The 16,724-nt window shown below is 40.8% G+C and carries 21 protein-coding genes and 1 tRNA gene; 6 read left to right on the forward strand and 16 right to left on the reverse strand.

Annotated features, from left to right (window positions below; genetic code table 11):
- Nucleotides 1–11 precede the first annotated feature (11 nt).
- Both hemB and FJ354_01635 read left to right on the forward strand, forming a co-directional pair.
- Complete coding sequence (gene hemB, locus FJ354_01630) at nucleotides 12–995, forward strand: porphobilinogen synthase (protein MBM3905371.1); 984 nt, start codon at nucleotides 12–14, stop codon at nucleotides 993–995.
- Nucleotides 992–1,303: a hypothetical protein gene (locus FJ354_01635; protein MBM3905372.1), complete on the forward strand. Its 312-nt coding sequence runs from the start codon at nucleotides 992–994 to the stop codon at nucleotides 1,301–1,303. Before hemB ends, FJ354_01635 begins: the two co-directional genes overlap by 4 nt.
- On the opposite strand, the gene FJ354_01640 is transcribed toward FJ354_01635, so the two are convergent.
- Entirely contained in the window at nucleotides 1,300–1,920 is a 621-nt protein-coding gene (locus FJ354_01640) for an HD domain-containing protein (GenBank protein MBM3905373.1), read from the reverse strand. The genes FJ354_01635 and FJ354_01640 overlap by 4 nt on opposite strands.
- A 63-nt stretch (nucleotides 1,921–1,983) precedes the next feature.
- Here FJ354_01640 and FJ354_01645 point away from each other — a divergent pair, with 63 nt between their 5' ends.
- On the forward strand, nucleotides 1,984–2,520 hold the full coding sequence (locus FJ354_01645; protein MBM3905374.1) for a GNAT family N-acetyltransferase: 537 nt from the start codon (nucleotides 1,984–1,986) through the stop codon (nucleotides 2,518–2,520).
- Here FJ354_01645 and FJ354_01650 read toward each other — a convergent pair.
- Complete coding sequence (locus FJ354_01650) at nucleotides 2,515–3,135, reverse strand: hypothetical protein (GenBank protein ID MBM3905375.1); 621 nt, start codon at nucleotides 3,133–3,135, stop codon at nucleotides 2,515–2,517. The genes FJ354_01645 and FJ354_01650 overlap by 6 nt on opposite strands.
- A 289-nt stretch (nucleotides 3,136–3,424) precedes the next feature.
- Nucleotides 3,425–3,522: transfer RNA gene (locus tag FJ354_01655), tRNA-Leu, on the reverse strand.
- A gap of 116 nt (nucleotides 3,523–3,638) precedes the next feature.
- On the opposite strand from FJ354_01655, the gene FJ354_01660 reads away from it, so the two are divergent.
- A complete protein-coding gene (locus FJ354_01660) occupies nucleotides 3,639–3,941 on the forward strand; it encodes a DNA-binding protein (protein ID MBM3905376.1) in 303 nt (100 codons plus the stop codon).
- Here FJ354_01660 and FJ354_01665 read toward each other — a convergent pair.
- A complete protein-coding gene (locus tag FJ354_01665) occupies nucleotides 3,938–4,537 on the reverse strand; it encodes a hypothetical protein (GenBank protein ID MBM3905377.1) in 600 nt (199 codons plus the stop codon). The genes FJ354_01660 and FJ354_01665 overlap by 4 nt on opposite strands.
- Before the next feature lie 31 nt (nucleotides 4,538–4,568).
- Nucleotides 4,569–5,330 (reverse strand): hypothetical protein, encoded by a 762-nt coding sequence (locus FJ354_01670; GenBank protein ID MBM3905378.1) that lies wholly within the window; start codon nucleotides 5,328–5,330, stop codon nucleotides 4,569–4,571.
- Nucleotides 5,331–5,476: 146 nt separating this feature from the next.
- On the opposite strand from FJ354_01670, the gene FJ354_01675 reads away from it, so the two are divergent.
- On the forward strand, nucleotides 5,477–5,788 hold the full coding sequence (locus tag FJ354_01675; GenBank protein ID MBM3905379.1) for a hypothetical protein: 312 nt from the start codon (nucleotides 5,477–5,479) through the stop codon (nucleotides 5,786–5,788).
- Here FJ354_01675 and FJ354_01680 read toward each other — a convergent pair.
- Nucleotides 5,777–6,436: a phosphatase PAP2 family protein gene (locus FJ354_01680; protein MBM3905380.1), complete on the reverse strand. Its 660-nt coding sequence runs from the start codon at nucleotides 6,434–6,436 to the stop codon at nucleotides 5,777–5,779. The two genes, FJ354_01675 and FJ354_01680, sit on opposite strands and share 12 nt — an antisense overlap.
- A gap of 89 nt (nucleotides 6,437–6,525) precedes the next feature.
- Between FJ354_01680 and pgk the strand changes: the two genes are divergently transcribed.
- Nucleotides 6,526–7,734 (forward strand): phosphoglycerate kinase, encoded by a 1,209-nt coding sequence (gene pgk / locus FJ354_01685; GenBank protein ID MBM3905381.1) that lies wholly within the window; start codon nucleotides 6,526–6,528, stop codon nucleotides 7,732–7,734.
- Here pgk and FJ354_01690 read toward each other — a convergent pair.
- The 10 genes from FJ354_01690 to hemL all read right to left on the reverse strand — a co-directional run bounded on the left by FJ354_01690 (nucleotide 7,727) and on the right by hemL (nucleotide 16,688).
- A complete protein-coding gene (locus tag FJ354_01690; protein ID MBM3905382.1) occupies nucleotides 7,727–8,047 on the reverse strand; it encodes a hypothetical protein in 321 nt (106 codons plus the stop codon). The genes pgk and FJ354_01690 overlap by 8 nt on opposite strands.
- A 7-nt stretch (nucleotides 8,048–8,054) precedes the next feature.
- Nucleotides 8,055–8,489, reverse strand: a complete 435-nt coding sequence (locus FJ354_01695) for an iron-sulfur cluster assembly scaffold protein (protein ID MBM3905383.1) — start codon at nucleotides 8,487–8,489, stop codon at nucleotides 8,055–8,057.
- Nucleotides 8,486–9,727 carry a cysteine desulfurase gene (locus FJ354_01700; GenBank protein MBM3905384.1) on the reverse strand — a complete coding sequence of 414 codons (1,242 nt, stop codon included), beginning with the start codon at nucleotides 9,725–9,727 and terminating at the stop codon, nucleotides 8,486–8,488. The genes FJ354_01695 and FJ354_01700 overlap by 4 nt, the downstream gene beginning before the upstream one ends.
- 2 nt (nucleotides 9,728–9,729) lie before the next feature.
- A complete protein-coding gene (locus tag FJ354_01705) occupies nucleotides 9,730–10,038 on the reverse strand; it encodes a non-heme iron oxygenase ferredoxin subunit (GenBank protein MBM3905385.1) in 309 nt (102 codons plus the stop codon).
- Between the two features lie 6 nt (nucleotides 10,039–10,044).
- Entirely contained in the window at nucleotides 10,045–11,445 is a 1,401-nt protein-coding gene (locus FJ354_01710; protein ID MBM3905386.1) for a SufD family Fe-S cluster assembly protein, read from the reverse strand.
- A 25-nt stretch (nucleotides 11,446–11,470) separates the two neighbouring features.
- Nucleotides 11,471–12,871 carry a Fe-S cluster assembly protein SufB gene (gene sufB / locus FJ354_01715; GenBank protein ID MBM3905387.1) on the reverse strand — a complete coding sequence of 467 codons (1,401 nt, stop codon included), beginning with the start codon at nucleotides 12,869–12,871 and terminating at the stop codon, nucleotides 11,471–11,473.
- An 82-nt stretch (nucleotides 12,872–12,953) separates the two neighbouring features.
- Complete coding sequence (locus FJ354_01720) at nucleotides 12,954–13,751, reverse strand: uroporphyrinogen-III synthase (protein ID MBM3905388.1); 798 nt, start codon at nucleotides 13,749–13,751, stop codon at nucleotides 12,954–12,956.
- Nucleotides 13,748–14,491, reverse strand: coding sequence for a uroporphyrinogen-III C-methyltransferase (cobA, locus tag FJ354_01725; protein MBM3905389.1), 744 nt, complete (start codon nucleotides 14,489–14,491; stop codon nucleotides 13,748–13,750). The genes FJ354_01720 and cobA overlap by 4 nt, the downstream gene beginning before the upstream one ends.
- On the reverse strand, nucleotides 14,488–15,420 hold the full coding sequence (gene hemC / locus FJ354_01730) for a hydroxymethylbilane synthase (protein ID MBM3905390.1): 933 nt from the start codon (nucleotides 15,418–15,420) through the stop codon (nucleotides 14,488–14,490). Before hemC ends, cobA begins: the two co-directional genes overlap by 4 nt.
- Nucleotides 15,417–16,688 (reverse strand): glutamate-1-semialdehyde-2,1-aminomutase, encoded by a 1,272-nt coding sequence (hemL, locus tag FJ354_01735; GenBank protein MBM3905391.1) that lies wholly within the window; start codon nucleotides 16,686–16,688, stop codon nucleotides 15,417–15,419. Before hemL ends, hemC begins: the two co-directional genes overlap by 4 nt.
- Between the last annotated feature and the right edge of the window lie 36 nt (nucleotides 16,689–16,724).

The raw sequence follows: 16,724 nt of genomic DNA on the forward strand, positions 1-16,724 counted from the left end.
AGAGTCGCCATATGTCTGCATCATTTCCTACAAAAAGACTTCGAAGATTACGCAAAAGTGAAAAGATGCGAAATTTGGTCCAAGAAGTTATGTTTTCGCCAAATGATGTGATTTGTCCCGTTTTCGTACAAGAAGACCTCAAGGAAAAAAGTGTTGTGAAGTCCATGCCAGATATTGTAAGGTTGCCTTTATCCGAGGTAACCAAAGAAGTCCAAGAAATAAAGGACCTGAGGATTCCTGCAATTATGTTATTTGGAATTCCTGCACATAAGGATGATTCCGGAACCGGCGCATTTGTTGACGACGGCATTGTGCAAAAGGCAATTACACAAGTGCGACAAAACTTTGGTGAAGATATTGTGATAATGGCAGATGTGTGCTTATGTCAGTACACAACATCAGGCCATTGTGGGATTCTCAAGGGAAATAAAATCGATAATGACATTAGTTTGAAAACACTGGCAAGCATTGCATTATCACAGGCAAAGGCAGGAGTCGATATTGTCTCTCCTTCTGCGATGATGGATGGTCAAGTAAAGGCAATAAGGGAAATCCTTGATGAAAACGGGTTCACCGATGTTGGAATAATGTCGCATTCTGCAAAGCACCGATCCTCATTTTATAATCCGTTCCGAGACGCAGCCGATTGTGCACCACAATTTGGCGACAGAAAGACTTACCAGGTCCCATTTACCAATCCCAGAGAGGCAATGCGAGAAATCGAGCTCGACATAGCAGAAGGAGTAGATATAGTCATGGTAAAACCCGCATTATCATATCTAGACCTAATTGCTGAGACAAAACGCATGCATAATATTCCGGTTGCTGCCTATTCTGTCTCTGGCGAATATGCTCTAGTCAAAGGTGCTGCCCAGCTAGGATGGATAAATGAGGCAGACATCATGTCAGAAATTTTGATTTCTATCAAAAGAGCTGGTGCAGACATGATAGTTACCTATTTTGCCAAGAAAATGGCTGCCCTGCTTTACAAATGAGAGACGATGAGCGATTTGAAATAGGGCGGGCATATGACGTGCTACCGCATGTGATTGGTGCCAGCTGGGCTTGCGTATGGTTTAGGACTAACGGAATCAAAAAGCCTACCATTCAAGAATTCAGGGAAAAAACTTTAGAGTTTTTTAGCACAATACAGAAACTGGATGAGTCTTATCCAGCTGAGGAAAAATTTTCCGACATTGTATCATACATGAAAAGGCGCTACAATGAAGAAGTAGAAAACATCATCCAGGGAAAAAATCCCGAGATAGAAAAACGGTACAAGCGGTACATCGACTACGGTTAGATCTCTGATTTCATCTCAGAGAGAAACTGGATCATTATCTTGGTTCTTTTCTTGGCAAGTGCCTTAGCTGCTTTTGTGTTCATTTTTTTCTCCAAGAGTAATAATTTTTTGTAGAAATGATCAACTGTCCAGGCGTGGTCGTCTGGCTTTCTTGTACGACAGAAAGGATCAGAATCGCGATAAATAGGTCTGCCCTCAGAACCCCCTACAGAAAAGGCCCTAGCTATTCCTATAGATCCTAATGCATCCAGTCTGTCTGCGTCTTGGAGTATCTTGCCTTCCATTGTTTGTGGGATTTTGCCGCGCGAATAGCTGTGGTCTCTAATCGCATCGCAGATTATCGTAATGTCAGGCTCTGAAAAGCCATGTTTTTGCAGAATTTTTGCAGCCAAAATGGCGCTTTTTGTAGAGGATGATTTGGATTGTGGATCAGACTTTGGGAACTGGACTATGTCGTGGAGTAGTACGGACGCCAAGACAAGTCTTGGGCTCGCCTTTTCCTTTTTTAGTATTGTTTGAGCGTTTTTGTAGACCCGTATTACATGGGAATAGTCGTGCGCGGGATCGTTTTGGATTATTTTTTTGACTTCGGATTCTAGTGATTTTAACGACTTCACTGCAAAAAAATTCCCAGCCTACCATACAAATAGTTTTTTCACACTAGCTAAAAGTCATAATTAATGCTCGCTAAAAAATTCCAAATTCTGGACAAAGTGCTAGTTTTGCGCCATCCAGAAATGTCTGATGTTCAAGGCTTGATGAGCTTGATTAACTCTCTAGTCAGTGAAAAATCAGACATTGCAAAAACTACACAGGTCACATTATCCCAAGAAAGGGCTTGGCTGAAAAATACAATTAAGTCAATTCAAAACAAAGAAAAATTAATGATCCTAGCAGAGATGGATGGAAAAATAATTGGTAGTTGTGAGATAACCAGGGATCCGTATGACGTATCAAGGCATGTTGGTACACTAGGAATAGGTATAATCAAAGAGGCACGAGGAATTGGAATCGGTACAAGACTAGTCCAAGAGGCATTATCCGAGGCTAAGAAAAAGCTCAGACTAGGACTGGTAAAGCTGTATGTTTTTGATTCCAACAATATAGGAAAAAGTCTCTATGAAGAAATGGGATTTACAGAAATAGGTAGAATTCCCAAAGGTGTCTACCACAACAAAAAATACAAAGATGACATCATCATGGCAAAAAGATTATAGTTTCCAGAACTTGGGCTTGACAAAGCGTATTTTCTTTTCAGATATCAGGGCATTCCAGTTCACAGAGGCAAATAGTAGCATCATTGCAATACTTGCCAAGTCCACTACCAACACACCTACATAGCGCTCCTGAAACATTTGCAAAAATGGTGTTAGGACTACGTCGCTTACCGATAACATCACATAGTATGCTGCAAAGCGGCCAAGCCAATACCCACAATAAATCTGGACACTTTTTGCCCTCATCAGACCATACGTGATAAACAAGATATTATCAGGAAGTGGTGTTGCGGCAAAAACAAACGATGCACCAAAATATCCAAGTCTTTTTGACTGCAGATAGTTCTGTATTTTATCAAGGCTTGATTTTCTTTCTGTGCTAAGAAATTTTGTAAAATAGCTGCTTGCCTTGAGCAATACAAATCGTCCAAGTGTTGCTCCACTTGCCCCAATTGCAGCCAAAGCAACCGGATTCAGTGTAGGGTCTAGCGCCCTAAATGACACTAAAACAATCCATGTAGGAGGCATTAGAATAGGAGCGGTGTTGAGAATGAACATCAAAAGAAAGATTCCAAGGTACCACATCTGATAGAAAACGGAGAAGACCTCTTCCAATGAATGATTTTTTGTATCCATCCTAAATTGGTTTGTGGTTTGTGGCTCCAAAATTGTACAATTTCAGCTAACAATCTTGCAATAATTTGCGATTCTGATCCCGATTTGCAAATTTGTGGACGAATTGTCCAATATATTTAAATTTTAAGTAGTGTATTATACCCCATGAGTGCCCGGGCTTGGAAATGTTATAGGTGTAACCTAATTTTTCGGGATGAAATGTCTGCACAGATCCATTACGATTTGACGGGCCACAAAACAACCTCTGCTGAGATTGTAGAATTATAGGTGCAGAGGGTGGGATTTGAACCCACGAACCCCTAAAGGAAGGGATTTCTTATTTTGATCTTGAGTCCCTCTCGGTTGGCCGGGCTTCGATACCTCTGCAAGAGCAATTTTCTATTCAGAGTATATAACTGCTATAGCTAGGATGCGATGTTTTGGGGTAATTTGAAAAAATCTAAATTAATTTTCAAAAACTTAATTATGGAATAATTCTGGATTTGATTGTGGTAACCACAGAACAAGCAAAAAACCAGCGAAATAAAATCGACATTGAAGGAACCATAGAAAGGATGGGAGAACCACGAACAGTAAATCTCAAAGTTGGTGGAACAGCCGAGGTATGCGACATGTTTTTGGTTGATAGTGCGGGTGAAATCAAGCTAGCACTTTGGGGAGAGGACATCAAAAAAGTAAAGAATGGATCCAAAGTGGCAATCAAAAACGGCTACACAAACACCTTCAAAAACGAAACATCGCTTGGCAAAGGCAAATACGGCGAGCTAATCGTCAAAGAATACTAGGTAAACCTAGAACTTTTCTTTCTATAATCAATTACTAGAGTCATTACTCCAATTATTAATACGATAATTCCAACCATTAGTAAAATTCCAGATATTGCAAGCGGCACCAGTGTTTTGACAAGAGGAGAGTCTGGGTCTGAGAATTTCTCAGACGTTTCCGGATTTTTTGTAAACATCATCAAAATATTGATTGGTCTAGATCCTGTGTTTTTTACATGAAAACTGTAAATGTCTGCTTGTTCTATTTTCATCGTTTCAAATATTGCAGGTTGGTCTGACTCGAATGTTCCAAGCTCATCGCCATAAATGTTTGATATTGAAATTGATACAGAGTCACCACTCTGGAAATCCATTATCTGTATACCCCAAAACACCGAGTCAACCCCACTGCTGGCATCAAACGAAAATGTCACCATCTCGTTAGACTCGATCTGGGTTCTGTCGGTGACCTCATCGAATATTCCTTCCATCATGTCAGATATAGCAAACTCGGAATCTGGAAAGCCAGTGCTTGAAACAAGCGACATTGCGACTGCAAATGATATCACCACTAGCAATACCCCACCAACTGAAATGTAAATTCCGCGCTTTTGCATGACTGATTAGAAATTTTGTGTTATAATGAGCTTATCGTCTGGATTTCTTTGATTTTCCTTTCTTTGCTTTTTTAGCTGACTTTTTTCTTTTTGTGTTATTTTTCTTGGCAGTTGCTTTTCTTTTTGCCGCTGCTTTTTTGGCTGCCGCCTTTCTTTTTTTGGCCATTTGCTCTTCTAGTTTGGCAGTAATCTTTGCCAATGCTTTAGATGCACTTTCCACTCGCTTTTCTGCCGTTGTAAGTTTTTTCTGGAACTTTTCAGAATCAATTTTGCTTTCCTTTAGTTGTGTGACAAGAGTGGGCTTTGATTTTGTCTCTTTGTGTATTTTCTGAGTAGTTGCGGATTGGGATTTTTTGTAATCAATGATTTCTTTGTCAACCTTTTGTACTGCTTTTTCCCTTATGTTTAACTCTGATTCTAGTTCTTGGATCTTTTCTGTTGCTATGTCCACGCGGTATTGGGCGTTTGATTTTGCCTCGTCGGTGTCGGCGTTTGCCATATCAATTTCTCCCTGGTCTTTTGCCTCGAGTTCTTTGATCATTCTTTCCTGGGCGGACTTTGCCAGTCTTTCCAAGCTTTCCTTTCTTGCTAAAATCTGGTTAAACTCCATGTTAATGTCAGTTAGCTGTTCTTTGTCGTGGTCTAGGTGTCGCTCCAATCTTTTTAGTCCCGATGTTGACCGCCTTCTAAGTGATTTTGCCTCATCTAGCGCGCGCTCGCTTTGCCTTCGAATTTTGGCTGCTTCCATCTTTTGCTGTTTTAGTCTCTCAGCCATCTTTTGTAATGATGCCATTACCAAAACTTCTAGGATGATACGCATAAGCTTTACATATTTTCAGTATTTGACTTGTGAGTTAAGAAATTTAACACTGGTACGAGTTTTTTGGTAGTGGTAAAGGGGCGGATTTAGTTAAATTGATCCCATTATACCACCAAAGCATGGAATTTCACCCATCTCAGATCCCAGTAATCAAAACTTATAGTATCATAGACGAAAAGGCGGCATCTGAGTCTGCCATAGAGATGGTCAATTTGGGATTTGAGAACCAAAAGGGTGGATTCAGGGTTTTAATGCCAAAACAGGAAAAGATTGCAAAAAGAATAGGATTTACCATAACCACTGAGATCAATTACATGTTGCGCAAAAAAAACCAAGAGCGAAACCTAAGGTACTGGACCTATCACCATGACGAGAAAAACTATGCAATCGTGCTGATTAGCGGCAAGGTCTTTGACGAGCTAGGCCTTTGATTTTTCGAAGAATTTGTACAGTTTTAGCTTGTTACCTATGATAGCTGCTAGAGTAATGCCAAATATTGTTCCTCCGATTACATCCATTGGATAATGCTGCAAAACATAGACTCGGCTCAGGGATTCCAGAATGGGAAATATCCAGATCAGATATCTGCCACGAGGGAATCTATTAGATATTGCATAGCCAGCAAGTAGAGCAATCACTGTCGCCCTAGTAGCATGGCCTGACGGAAAAGACCCGTTTGTTCCCAGAACAAATGTGTCTTGGGCTATCTCGTATGGCAATTCACTTCCCAAAAATTCCAGCTCCGGCCTCGGGTTGTCAATCACATATCCCTTGAGATAGCCTGCACCGATTGTACCTGCAACTAGGCTCAAAAGCATCACAAGTCCAATTCGCCTTGTTCTTCTAATAATTAGAATTACTATGCTAAATAACACCAGCCAACGCACATCCCCAATTTCGGTTATAATCCACATTGTAAGGTCCAAGTTGTGATTTCCCCCAATTGACTGGAAATACAAAACAGTGGAACGATCAAATTCTTGTGTTACTTTTGTCTGAACCAAAATAGACAGCACTATGAATGATATCACCAAGACAAAGAAAGGCCTAGATCGTAGACCAAACAACCAGTTTTGCAATCACACAAAGGCCAGTGCTGTTGCTTTTAATTTTTCTGGAGAAATTGATCGGCTCAAAGATTTTAAGATAGCAAAAAAACACCACAGACGTGAAGATCCTAACGCTTGGAGATTTTGACCTAAAGGGAAAGACAGTTCTCCTTCGCGTTGATATGAATTGTCCAATTGATCCTTCAACCGGCGAGATTTCTGGAGTAAAAAGAATTGAAGAGGCGACTGAAACCATCACTGCATTATCAGAGGCCAAAGTGGTTGTGGTGTCACATCAAGGCAGAGTTGGCAATAAGGACTATATCGGAATGGAGCAGCACGCAAAAATTTTGGAAAAGATGCTTGGTAAAAAAGTCACATACGTGCAAGATGTAATCGGTTCACCTGCCCAAGAGGTAATTAAGAAAATGCAAAACGGTGACATAATTTTATTGGATAATTTGAGGTTTTGTGCAGAAGAAAACTACGAGTTTACACCAGAAGACGCATCGCAGACAATAATGGTGCAAAGACTGGGAAAATTATTTGATTTGTGTGTTCTGGATTCATTTCCATCCGCCCACAGGGCACATCCTTCCTTGGTAGGGTTCTCCTATGTTATACCCACATGTGCAGGTAAGATAGTAGAGCGGGAGGTAAGAAAATTGGAAGAAATCCTCACCGTTGCCAAGGCACCACATGTTATAGTGCTTGGCGGCTCCAAGGTAACTGACAGACTAGAAGCAATCAAGATGTTAATCAAGCGAGGAAGAGCAGATCAAATACTTCTGACGGGTCTAATAGGCAACGTTTTCATGCGTGCACAGGCTCGAATCAAGTACCCATTAGGCATCAAGGGTGAAGAGGACGCAGTTGCCAAAGCCCATGCATTAATGGGAGAATACCCAGACGTCTTTTTCACACCGGTGGATGTAGCAATTAGTAATGATGGAAAGCGAGTAGAGCTTGATGTGCGACAATTGAACAAGGGAGACCAAATTTACGATCTTGGGCCAAAGACAATAGAGCATTATTCCAAGATAATAACTGGTGCAGGAACTGTATTCATTTCAGGTCCGCCTGGATTTTTTGAAAAGGAAGACTTTAGTTATGGAACCAAGGCAATGCTGGAGGCAGTTGCAAATTCCATGGCAACAACAATTGTTAGTGGTGGACACCTAACTTCTGCTCTAAAAAAATACGGCCTGGCGGAAAAAATAACTCACATTAGTACCGCAGGCGGTGCATTGGTGTTATACCTAACTGGAGAAAAGCTTCCAATGATCCAGTCGTTGGAATCAGCAGCCATTAGATTCAGAGCTAAATAGCTGCATTACAGAGAGGACAGTTTTTTTCTTCGGACTTGTTTACTGGAATTTCTGCCTTGCATGCAGGACATGTTACCTTTTCCAGCGGATCGAACAGCTTGAACCATTGTGTAGTAAAGTTTTGTCCAATATTTCTCATTATTCCTGTATCACACAGATTGGCAAAGTACGGCTCCATGTCGTCTATAGTGAGTGATTTTTCTATTTTGTTCGTATTTTGTAGTTCTGCAAATATTTGGTCGTTTGTGAATCTCTCATCTGTGTTGAATTTTGCAAAAATGGCGTTGCGAATCTCTAAAGAAATATCCAACATGACACCACTAGTATAGGCTTGAGGCTTCCTGCTTTAAGGCATCTGCATTTGCGTCTTTGGCTACCAAATACGAATACAGGCCGTATTTTAGGACCTTGAGCGATAGTAATGCGCATTTTATACGCACGGCCTGAAGATTTTCTAGGCCCAATTCCCCGAGGACGTCATTTTTCTGGATCTTTCTCACGTCCTCGATACTCTTACCCTTGACGATTTCGGTCAAAACCGAGGTGCATGCAAGACAGATTGCGCATCCGCGTCCGCTGAACTTGATGTCGGATATCTTATCTTTATCCACATTCATGTAAATGTCGATGCTGTCACCACAAAGAGGATTGCTGTCGTGGTAGTGAACTGTAGGATTTTCAATTTTTCCAAAATTGCTTGGGTGCCTTGAATAATCCACGATCATTTCATGGTAAATGTCTGCATTACCACTCAAAGCTTAAACAGCCTCGCAGCTCGAGATAACGAGTTAATCAGAACATCTACTTCTTCTTTGGTATTGTAAATGTAAAAGCTTGCGCGAGAGGTTGCCGCTACATCTAGTTTCTCCATTAGTACTTGAGCGCAGTGGTGGCCTGAACGTATTGCAATTCCGTCTTCATCTATTATTGTAGCTAGGTCGTGCGGATGAATGTCTGCAAAATTAAATGATATTACTCCTCCTCGCTTTGACATGTCCGATGTTCCGTATAGTTTGATTCCGTTTATTTGTGATAGCTTGTCCAGCGCATATTTTGTAATTTCTATTTCATGTGCACGGACATAGTCCATGCCAATGTTATTTAGATAGTCAATCGCGGCAGCAAATCCGATTACGTCCGCAATGTTTGGCGTACCTGCCTCGAACTTGTACGGCAGATCATTCCATGTTGTTTCATACTTGTGAACCTCTCGAATCATGTCGCCCCCTCCTTGGAATGGGGTCATTTGCTCTAAGAGTTCTTTTTTTGCCCAAAGTACCCCAACACCTGTAGGACCTAGCATTTTATGCCCAGAGAAAGCAAAGAAATCACAACCAAGCGCATCAATGTCCACTTTCATGTGTGCGACTGACTGGGCGCCGTCAATTAAAACCCGGACTCCTGCCTTTTTACATTTTGCAATTATTGTTGCAACATCAGTAATGGTTCCCAGTACATTTGACATTTGGCTTACTGCCACTAGTTTGACTTTGCCTGTTGCCAGATACTGGTCTAGCTGGTCTAGTATTAGATCGCCATTGTCATCGATTGGGATGTATTCGAGCTTACCTTTTTTTTCCTGAGTCAGGAGCTGCCAAGGAACAATGTTAGAATGATGCTCGTATTCGGTGGTGACTATGATGTCGCCTTCCTTGATGTTTTGCCTTCCCCATGCATATGCAACTAGATTGATTGCCTCTGTAGTCCCCCTAACAAAGACGATTTCTTGCCTGTCTCGGATGTTTAAGAATTTTGCAATCTTATCGCGGGTCATCTCGTATGCTTCTGTTGCCTCTTCCGCCAGTGCATGTACTGCCCTGTGGATATTGGAATTGTGATTAGTATAGAAGTCTGTAATTGCATTGATTACTTGGATTGGTTTTTGTGTTGTTGCCGCATTGTCTAGGTATACTAGGTTTTTTCCGTTTCTAACCTTTCTCTGTAGAATTGGAAAGTCTTTTCTTATTTGTTCAGTAGAAATTATAGTTTGCATGGCTAAACCTCAACATAGATCTCGTTGTGATCTATTTTAACATTGTAAATTTTCAGAGCAACTTCGGCAGGCGGATTTTGTGGTTGTCCATTCTCCAGATTAAAAACAGAAAGATGTAATGGGCATCGAACCCCATCATCTGACAAAAATCCAGTCGATAGGTCAGCCTCAGCGTGCGTGCATATTCTGTCTGTTGCATATATTTTGCCCCCTAGATTTGTGATTAGTAATTTTTTTTCTTCAATGTCAACAGAACACATATCATTATTTTTTAGCTGGTCTTGTGCACATGCCTTTTCCCATTTTCCCAAAGATGATCACCTATACTTGTAGTGGGTTTCTATTTGATCTGCTTCCTTGTATCTTACTTCTTCCACTTCTACTATGGCGCGAAGGTTTTCGTCTGATTTGAGAACCAGGTCGCGTCCTGCCCACTTTGATTCAATAAGATATGCGATCCATGCACGGACTTGGTATGACATTGTTCTGGACATTGGCTCTAGAAATCCTTCTACGATGATTCTCTCTGCCTCTGCCTTGTCTAGACATCTGCATCCCAAATAGAAAATCTGCTCTTCGTCTACCTGTGCTACTGATGCAGAGTGTGTCGCCTTAACATCGTTGGTCAGAATTTCTAATCCTGGAATTGCGTCAGACTTTGCGCCCTTATCTAGTAAAATAGAACGTCCCGACAGAAATGACCTTGATTGTGATGCGCCTTCCATAATTTTGATCATTCCCTTGAATAATGATTTTGATTTGTTTCTGAGAACTGATCTTTGCACAACTTTCCCTTCGGTTGACTGCTTTTTGTGAATCAGGTTTGCAGACAGATCAAATGATTGTTCATTGTCCCCAAAGACAATTTCTGCATCTTCTGCATATGCACCAACGCCGTCAAGGTAATAATTTGTCCTGTATCTAGACAGCATAGAGCCAAACAATCCCAGATACCAAGTTATTTTTGCATCTTGCGAGATGGTACAGTTTCTAGTGGAAAAATTGACGGCTGACTGGTCCATTGCCTGAAATGTAGTCATTGCAAGCTGCGAGTTTGGCTGTGCGTCAACTGTAAGCAATTCCATGTATGCTTGCTGGCTTGTACCCTTTGGCGCATACAATTCTTGTACAATGTTTGCCTTACTAGACTGTTCTGCCACTATGATATTTTTTGATATTGTGGATGTACCGTCTGGAGATATGCTAGACACGATATGAATTGGCTTGTCCAAGATCAGGTTCTTTGGAATTTTGATAAATATTCCAGAATTGAATGCTGCATTGTTTAGTGCGGTATACTTGTCTTCCTTTGGATCGGACGATTCCAATGCTTTTTTGACTAGATCTGGATTGTTTTGAATTGCTTCATAAATCGAGGATATCACGACTCCTTTTGCCTTGAGATCTTCTGGGAGATTAATTCTGAAAATATTAGTACCAACTTGGATGATGTGAATTTCTTTTTCCAGCTCTGCCAGCCTTGGCTTAAGAGCATCAAAAATTGTATTTTGTGATTCTGTTACTAGCGATACCTCGGATGGGTTCATTCTTTTTGCGTCTGTGTACTTGTTGTATAGTGGTGACACCTCTGGTGGCAGTGATTCGTAGATTGTAAACGAGTTTTTTCTGATTTGTTTTAGCCAGTCTGGCTCTTTTTTTGATGCTGAGATTTCATCCACATTGTTCGGATTGATTGTGGATAAAGCGAGTTTTTGCATGGTACAACAAAAAATGTGATAGGCTTTATCCTACCGAGTCGTCCATTTCCAGTTTTATTAGTCGGTTTAGCTCTACTGCATATTCCATTGGGAGCTCTTTGGTAAATGGCTCCATGAATCCGTTTACAATTAGTGTCAGTGCTTCTTCTTCTGAAAAGCCTCTGGTCATTAGATAGAAGATTTGCTCATCGCCTATCTTGCCTACTGTTGCCTCATGAGTTACAGTTGCATCCTCTTGGTTGATTTCCATGTATGGGTAGGTGTCTGTTTTTGAAGTATCATCTAGGAGCAGTGCATCGCATCGAATTGAGGATTTTACGTTTGTAGCTCCTTTAGCTACTTGGAGTAACCCTCTGTATGTAGTTCTACCGTTTAGTCTGCTAACTGATTTTGATGTGATTCTAGATGTGGTTTCTGGTGCCAAGTGTACCATTTTTGCTCCTGTGTCTTGGTGCTGACCTTTTCCCGCAAATGCGATGGATAGTGTTTCGCCGTGTGCCTTTGGTTCTAGCAAGTAAATTCCTGGATACTTCATTGTTATTTTGCTGCCAATGTTGCCGTCAATCCACTCTACTTTGGCTCCTTGGTACGCATATGCTCGTTTGGTGACAAGATTGTACACATCAGAGCTCCAGTTTTGGATTGTTGTGTATCTTAGTTTGGCGTCCTTGTGTGCAACCAATTCCACTACGGCAGAGTGCAATGATTCTGAGGAATATACTGGTGCAGTACATCCTTCGATGTAGTGGATCTCGGATCCTTCGTCTGCAATGATTAGTGTTCTCTCGAACTGTCCAATATTTTCTGCGTTGATTCTAAAGTATGCTTGTAGCGGCATGTCGACTTTAACTCCTGGTGGAATGTAGATGAACGATCCTCCGCTCCACACTGCAGAGTTTAGTGCCGCAAACTTGTTGTCCTCTGGAGGAATTATTTTGCCGAAATATTTCTTGAAGATTTCTGGGTGCTCTTTTAGAGCAGTGTCGGTGTCTAGGAACAGTACACCCTGCTTTGCTAGGTCTTCACGTAGATTGTGATATACAACTTCAGATTCGTATTGTGCTCCTACGCCTGCCAGGAATTTCTTTTCTGCCTCTGGAATTCCTAATTTGTCGAATGTTCGCTTTACCTCTGGTGGGACATCATCCCAGTTTTTCTCTGTTTTTTCAGAGGCTTTGGCATAATAGTAAATATTTTGAAAGTCGATCATGCCCAAATCCGGACCCCAATTCGGCATTGGTTTTTTCATGAAAACTTCGTATGCTCGCAGTCTAAAATCGAGCATCCACTGTGGTTCATTCTTTAATTTTGAAATTTCTTGAACTACTTCTTTTGATAATCCTTTTTTTGATAAATGCACATACATCTCGGTGGACTCTTTAAAATCATATTTTGAATAATCCATGTTGAGATTTTCTTGCGCCATGAAACACAGAACTTCGTTTTGTTATAAATAGATTCTACACTGATTACTAGTTGTGGGTCGGAGTAGGGAAAGCTAATGTAGCTCAAGCTAATGAAAAAATATTTTTCATTGCTTCAAAAGCTCCCGGAACAGTATGAACGTCTGCAATTTTTGGTTCGACGTTGAATTTTTTTAATTCCTCTGCGGTGAATGGTCCGATTGCAACAATCTGTGTTTTTTCTAATTTTTTTAGCATCTCTTTATTTTCAAAATCAGACATTATGTCAAAGAATCCTCGAACAGAGGATGCGGATGTGAAAACAATTCCGTCAATTTTGTTTTGTGAAAATAATTCCTTGAAGTTTTTCCATTGGGTATGATCAGAGAATGATTGTACATCATACAGGTAGTTTTCCTTTACTATCAATCCTATTTTTTCCAGAAGCTTTGCCAAAAATTCTGTAGATGCGCTACTTCTTGGCACGATTACCTTTTTTCCTTCCGCATTTAGCTTGGTGAACTGCTCGCCTACACCAACGGAAGAGAACTTGTTTGGAACAAACGACACCCGAATTCCCTCGCCTTCCAGTGCCTGTTTTGTCTTTGGGCCTACCGCCATTACCATGGTGTTTGCTATAGCAAGTTGTAGTTGCTGGTGTTTTCCTGTACTTTTTGCCACATCAAATAGCAGTTTAACTGCCTTTGAGCTCATAAAAACGGAATAGTCTGGCTGGAATTCTTGTACGTCCTGCAAAAAGTCATCTACTATTTTATCTCCCTTTGGCATTAGTTCTATTGTCGGTATGGGTAATGGGATTGCGTTGTCTTTTGATGCTAGGTCAATGAATTCCTGAGCATCGTCCTTTGAGCGAGTTATGGCTATTATTTTTCCTGAAATCATTTTCTCCACGCTATTGTTTTGTGTAGTTTGACTACGTTTCCTATTATTATAACTGACGGAGGTGTGAATTTATTGTCCTTGATTTTTTGCGCAATGTTAGATAAATTTCCGATTAGGATTTTCTGGTATTCGGTTGTTCCCTTGTATATCACTGCAACAGGTGTTGTCTTTGCCATGCCACCGGCAACCAATTGTTCTGATATTGATCCAATTCTGGAGAGCCCCATCATTATCACTATTGTCTCAACTGATTTTGCAAGCTTTTTCCAATGCACTGGAGATTTTGTTTTTCCTGGGTCTTCGTGGCCTGTCACAAAAACTACAGATGAGGAGTATTTCCTATGAGTCAGTGGTATGCCAGAGTATATGGCAGAACCAATGCCAGATGTTATGCCAGGGATGATTTCGAATTTTATTTTGTATTTTTTTAGATATTCTGCTTCTTCACCACCACGGCCAAAGATGAATGGGTCGCCTCCCTTTAGTCGAACGACGTTTTTATTTGACTTTGCAAACTTTACCATCTGCAAATTGGTATCGTCTTGGTGCTTGTAGTCATCGCCGACCTCTCTGCCAACATATAGCTTGGTTGTCTTTTTTGGAATCATTGCGATTATTTTCTTTGATACCAGTCTGTCATAGAGTACTACGTCTGCAGATTTGATAAGATCAGTCGCACGTAGTGTGAGTAATTTGTGGTCTCCAGGACCTGCCCCAACTAAATATACTGTTCCGCTCATTTGTTCCACTCGTCCAGCTTCGCTCTCCAGTCCTTGGCAAGATCATTTACACCTTTTCGTTGCAATTCTTCTGCTGCCTCTTTTCCTATTTTATATGGATTTGACTTGTTTCCAGATTTTGTCACGACGAGTGCTTGCTTGCCATCAATTGAATATGCGATTACTGTGAGATCTAGTGTTTCTCCATTGATTTGAGCAAATGCACCAACTGGGAATCTGCACCCAGAGTCTACAAATTCTGATAATACTCTCTCCGATTCCACTGCTATTCTGGAATTATTGTCTTGGATTTTTTGCAGCATAGATATTGTTTGATTATCATTTTTTCGACAAACAATTCCCAATGCACCTTGGCCTGGCGATGGTGGAAAGTCATCTAATGGTAGTGGTGTATGCTTAACATTTACTCCAAGCCTGTTGATTCCTGCCTGTGCCAATACAATACCATCAAAAGTACCATCTTGGACTTTATTTATTCGAGTTTCAACGTTTCCGCGAATTGTCTTTACCTGGAGATCCGGCCTTTTTCTGAAAACTTGTACGGCGCGTCTCAGACTGCTTGTACCAATTAGTGCACCTTCCTTGATGGTATCTAATGTGTCACCATTTTTTGAAATAAAAATGTCGTTGAACGACTCTCTTGGAGGAACACATCCAAGGATTAGATCATCTGGAAGAATTGAGGGTACGTCCTTGAGGCTGTGCACTGCAAAGTCAACTTGTTTTTCTGCAACTGCCTTGTCAATTTCTTTTTCAAAGATTCCCTTTTGGTTTATAGTGAATAACGGTCTTGCGTCGGTGTCGCCCTTGGTCGTTATTGTTTTGATTTCATAGTCTGAATCTGGATTTTCCTTTTTTAATTCTGATACGACCCAGTTTGTCTGTGATACTGAGAGCTTGCTTCCCCTTGTCCCAATCAGATATTTCATTGCCTGACCTGCCTTAATGCGTAATCGTATGCGTGTATTGTCTTGTCCAAGTCAGATTCGGTGTGGGCATATGACAAAAATCCTGTCTCAAACTGAGATGGTGCAATAAAAATCCCCTCCTTTAACAAACTATGAAATAGTTTGTAGAATTTTTTACCATCTGCTCTTTTTGATGATGCATAGTCTGTGACCGGCTTGTCCGTAAAAAAGATCTGAAACATTGAGTCGATTGCATTTACTTGATGTTGTATTCCATATTTTATAGCTGATTCGTGAATGGATTTTGTCAAAGTTAGGCATTGTTTTGCCAGCTTGGGGTAGATTTTATTTTTTAATGCAGACATTGTGCGTATTGATGCTATACCGGCAGAAACGGAAATTGGATTGCCTGCAAATGTGCTTGCCTCGTAAACTTTACCTCCTGGTGCTAGCTGGTCCATTATCTCTTTTTTTCCGCCAACTGCAGAGATTACAAATCCATTTGAGAGAGATTTTCCAAGTGTTGTGACATCAGGTTTGATTCCAAATTGCTCCTGCGCACCCCCCAGACCCATCCTAAATCCGGTTATGATCTCATCGAATATCAGAGGAATGCCAGCTTGCTTTGTCATTTTTCTCATGTCTCGGAGAAAATTCTTTTCAGGAAGAATAATGCCCATGTTGCAAAGGATCGGCTCTACTATCACACCGGCAATGTCTTTGTTCTTTGAGATTATTTTGTCTAATTGTTCTGAATTGTTGTATTGAACCACTATGGTGTTTTTTGTAAAATCGTCAGGTATGCCATCAGATACTGAGGTTCCTGCTAGTCCAGAGCCAGCTCGCACCAGCATTGATTCATGTGCTCCATGGTAGCAGCCTTCAAATTTTATTATCTTTTTTTTCTTTGTAAAGCCTCTTGCCAGTCTAATTGCTGTCATGGTGGCCTCAGATCCAGTGTTTACCAAACGCACCTTTTGCATTGAAGGATATGCTTTGTTGATCAGGGTTGCAAGTTCTACTTCAAGTGCTGTAGGTGCTCCATATAGTGTTCCTGTATTTAGCTGTTTTTGTACAGCAGAAATCACTTGTGGATGTCTGTGTCCCAAAATCATTGCGCCGTAACCTGTGCAATAATCGACATATTCGTTTCCGTCTTCATCCCAAATCAGGCTACCCTGGGCCTTTTTGACAAAAAACGGATATGGCTCAAAATATCGTACAGGACTGCTAACACCGGACGGGATTATTTTTTTTGCAGAATCAAATAGTTTTTTTGATTTAGGCAACGAATTATAGTGGAATTTTTGTTATTATTAATTCTA

It is taken from the genome of Nitrososphaerota archaeon, from assembly GCA_016872055.1.
GTDB lineage: Archaea > Thermoproteota > Nitrososphaeria > Nitrososphaerales > Nitrosopumilaceae > Nitrosotenuis.

What these genes read in the sequence shown, in the direction of transcription:
- hemB (MBM3905371.1), top strand. Translation starts at nt 12, where the DNA reads ATGTCTGCATCATTTCCTACAAAAAGACTTCGAAGATTACGCAAAAGT.
- FJ354_01635 (MBM3905372.1), top strand. Translation starts at nt 992, where the DNA reads ATGAGAGACGATGAGCGATTTGAAATAGGGCGGGCATATGACGTGCTA.
- FJ354_01645 (MBM3905374.1), top strand. Translation starts at nt 1,984, where the DNA reads ATGCTCGCTAAAAAATTCCAAATTCTGGACAAAGTGCTAGTTTTGCGC.
- FJ354_01665 (MBM3905377.1), bottom strand. Translation starts at nt 4,537, where the DNA reads ATGCAAAAGCGCGGAATTTACATTTCAGTTGGTGGGGTATTGCTAGTG.
- FJ354_01670 (MBM3905378.1), bottom strand. Translation starts at nt 5,330, where the DNA reads ATGGCATCATTACAAAAGATGGCTGAGAGACTAAAACAGCAAAAGATG.
- FJ354_01675 (MBM3905379.1), top strand. Translation starts at nt 5,477, where the DNA reads ATGGAATTTCACCCATCTCAGATCCCAGTAATCAAAACTTATAGTATC.
- FJ354_01690 (MBM3905382.1), bottom strand. Translation starts at nt 8,047, where the DNA reads ATGTTGGATATTTCTTTAGAGATTCGCAACGCCATTTTTGCAAAATTC.
- FJ354_01700 (MBM3905384.1), bottom strand. Translation starts at nt 9,727, where the DNA reads ATGCAAACTATAATTTCTACTGAACAAATAAGAAAAGACTTTCCAATT.
- FJ354_01710 (MBM3905386.1), bottom strand. Translation starts at nt 11,445, where the DNA reads ATGCAAAAACTCGCTTTATCCACAATCAATCCGAACAATGTGGATGAA.
- sufB (MBM3905387.1), bottom strand. Translation starts at nt 12,871, where the DNA reads ATGGCGCAAGAAAATCTCAACATGGATTATTCAAAATATGATTTTAAA.
- FJ354_01720 (MBM3905388.1), bottom strand. Translation starts at nt 13,751, where the DNA reads ATGATTTCAGGAAAAATAATAGCCATAACTCGCTCAAAGGACGATGCT.
- cobA (MBM3905389.1), bottom strand. Translation starts at nt 14,491, where the DNA reads ATGAGCGGAACAGTATATTTAGTTGGGGCAGGTCCTGGAGACCACAAA.
- hemC (MBM3905390.1), bottom strand. Translation starts at nt 15,420, where the DNA reads ATGAAATATCTGATTGGGACAAGGGGAAGCAAGCTCTCAGTATCACAG.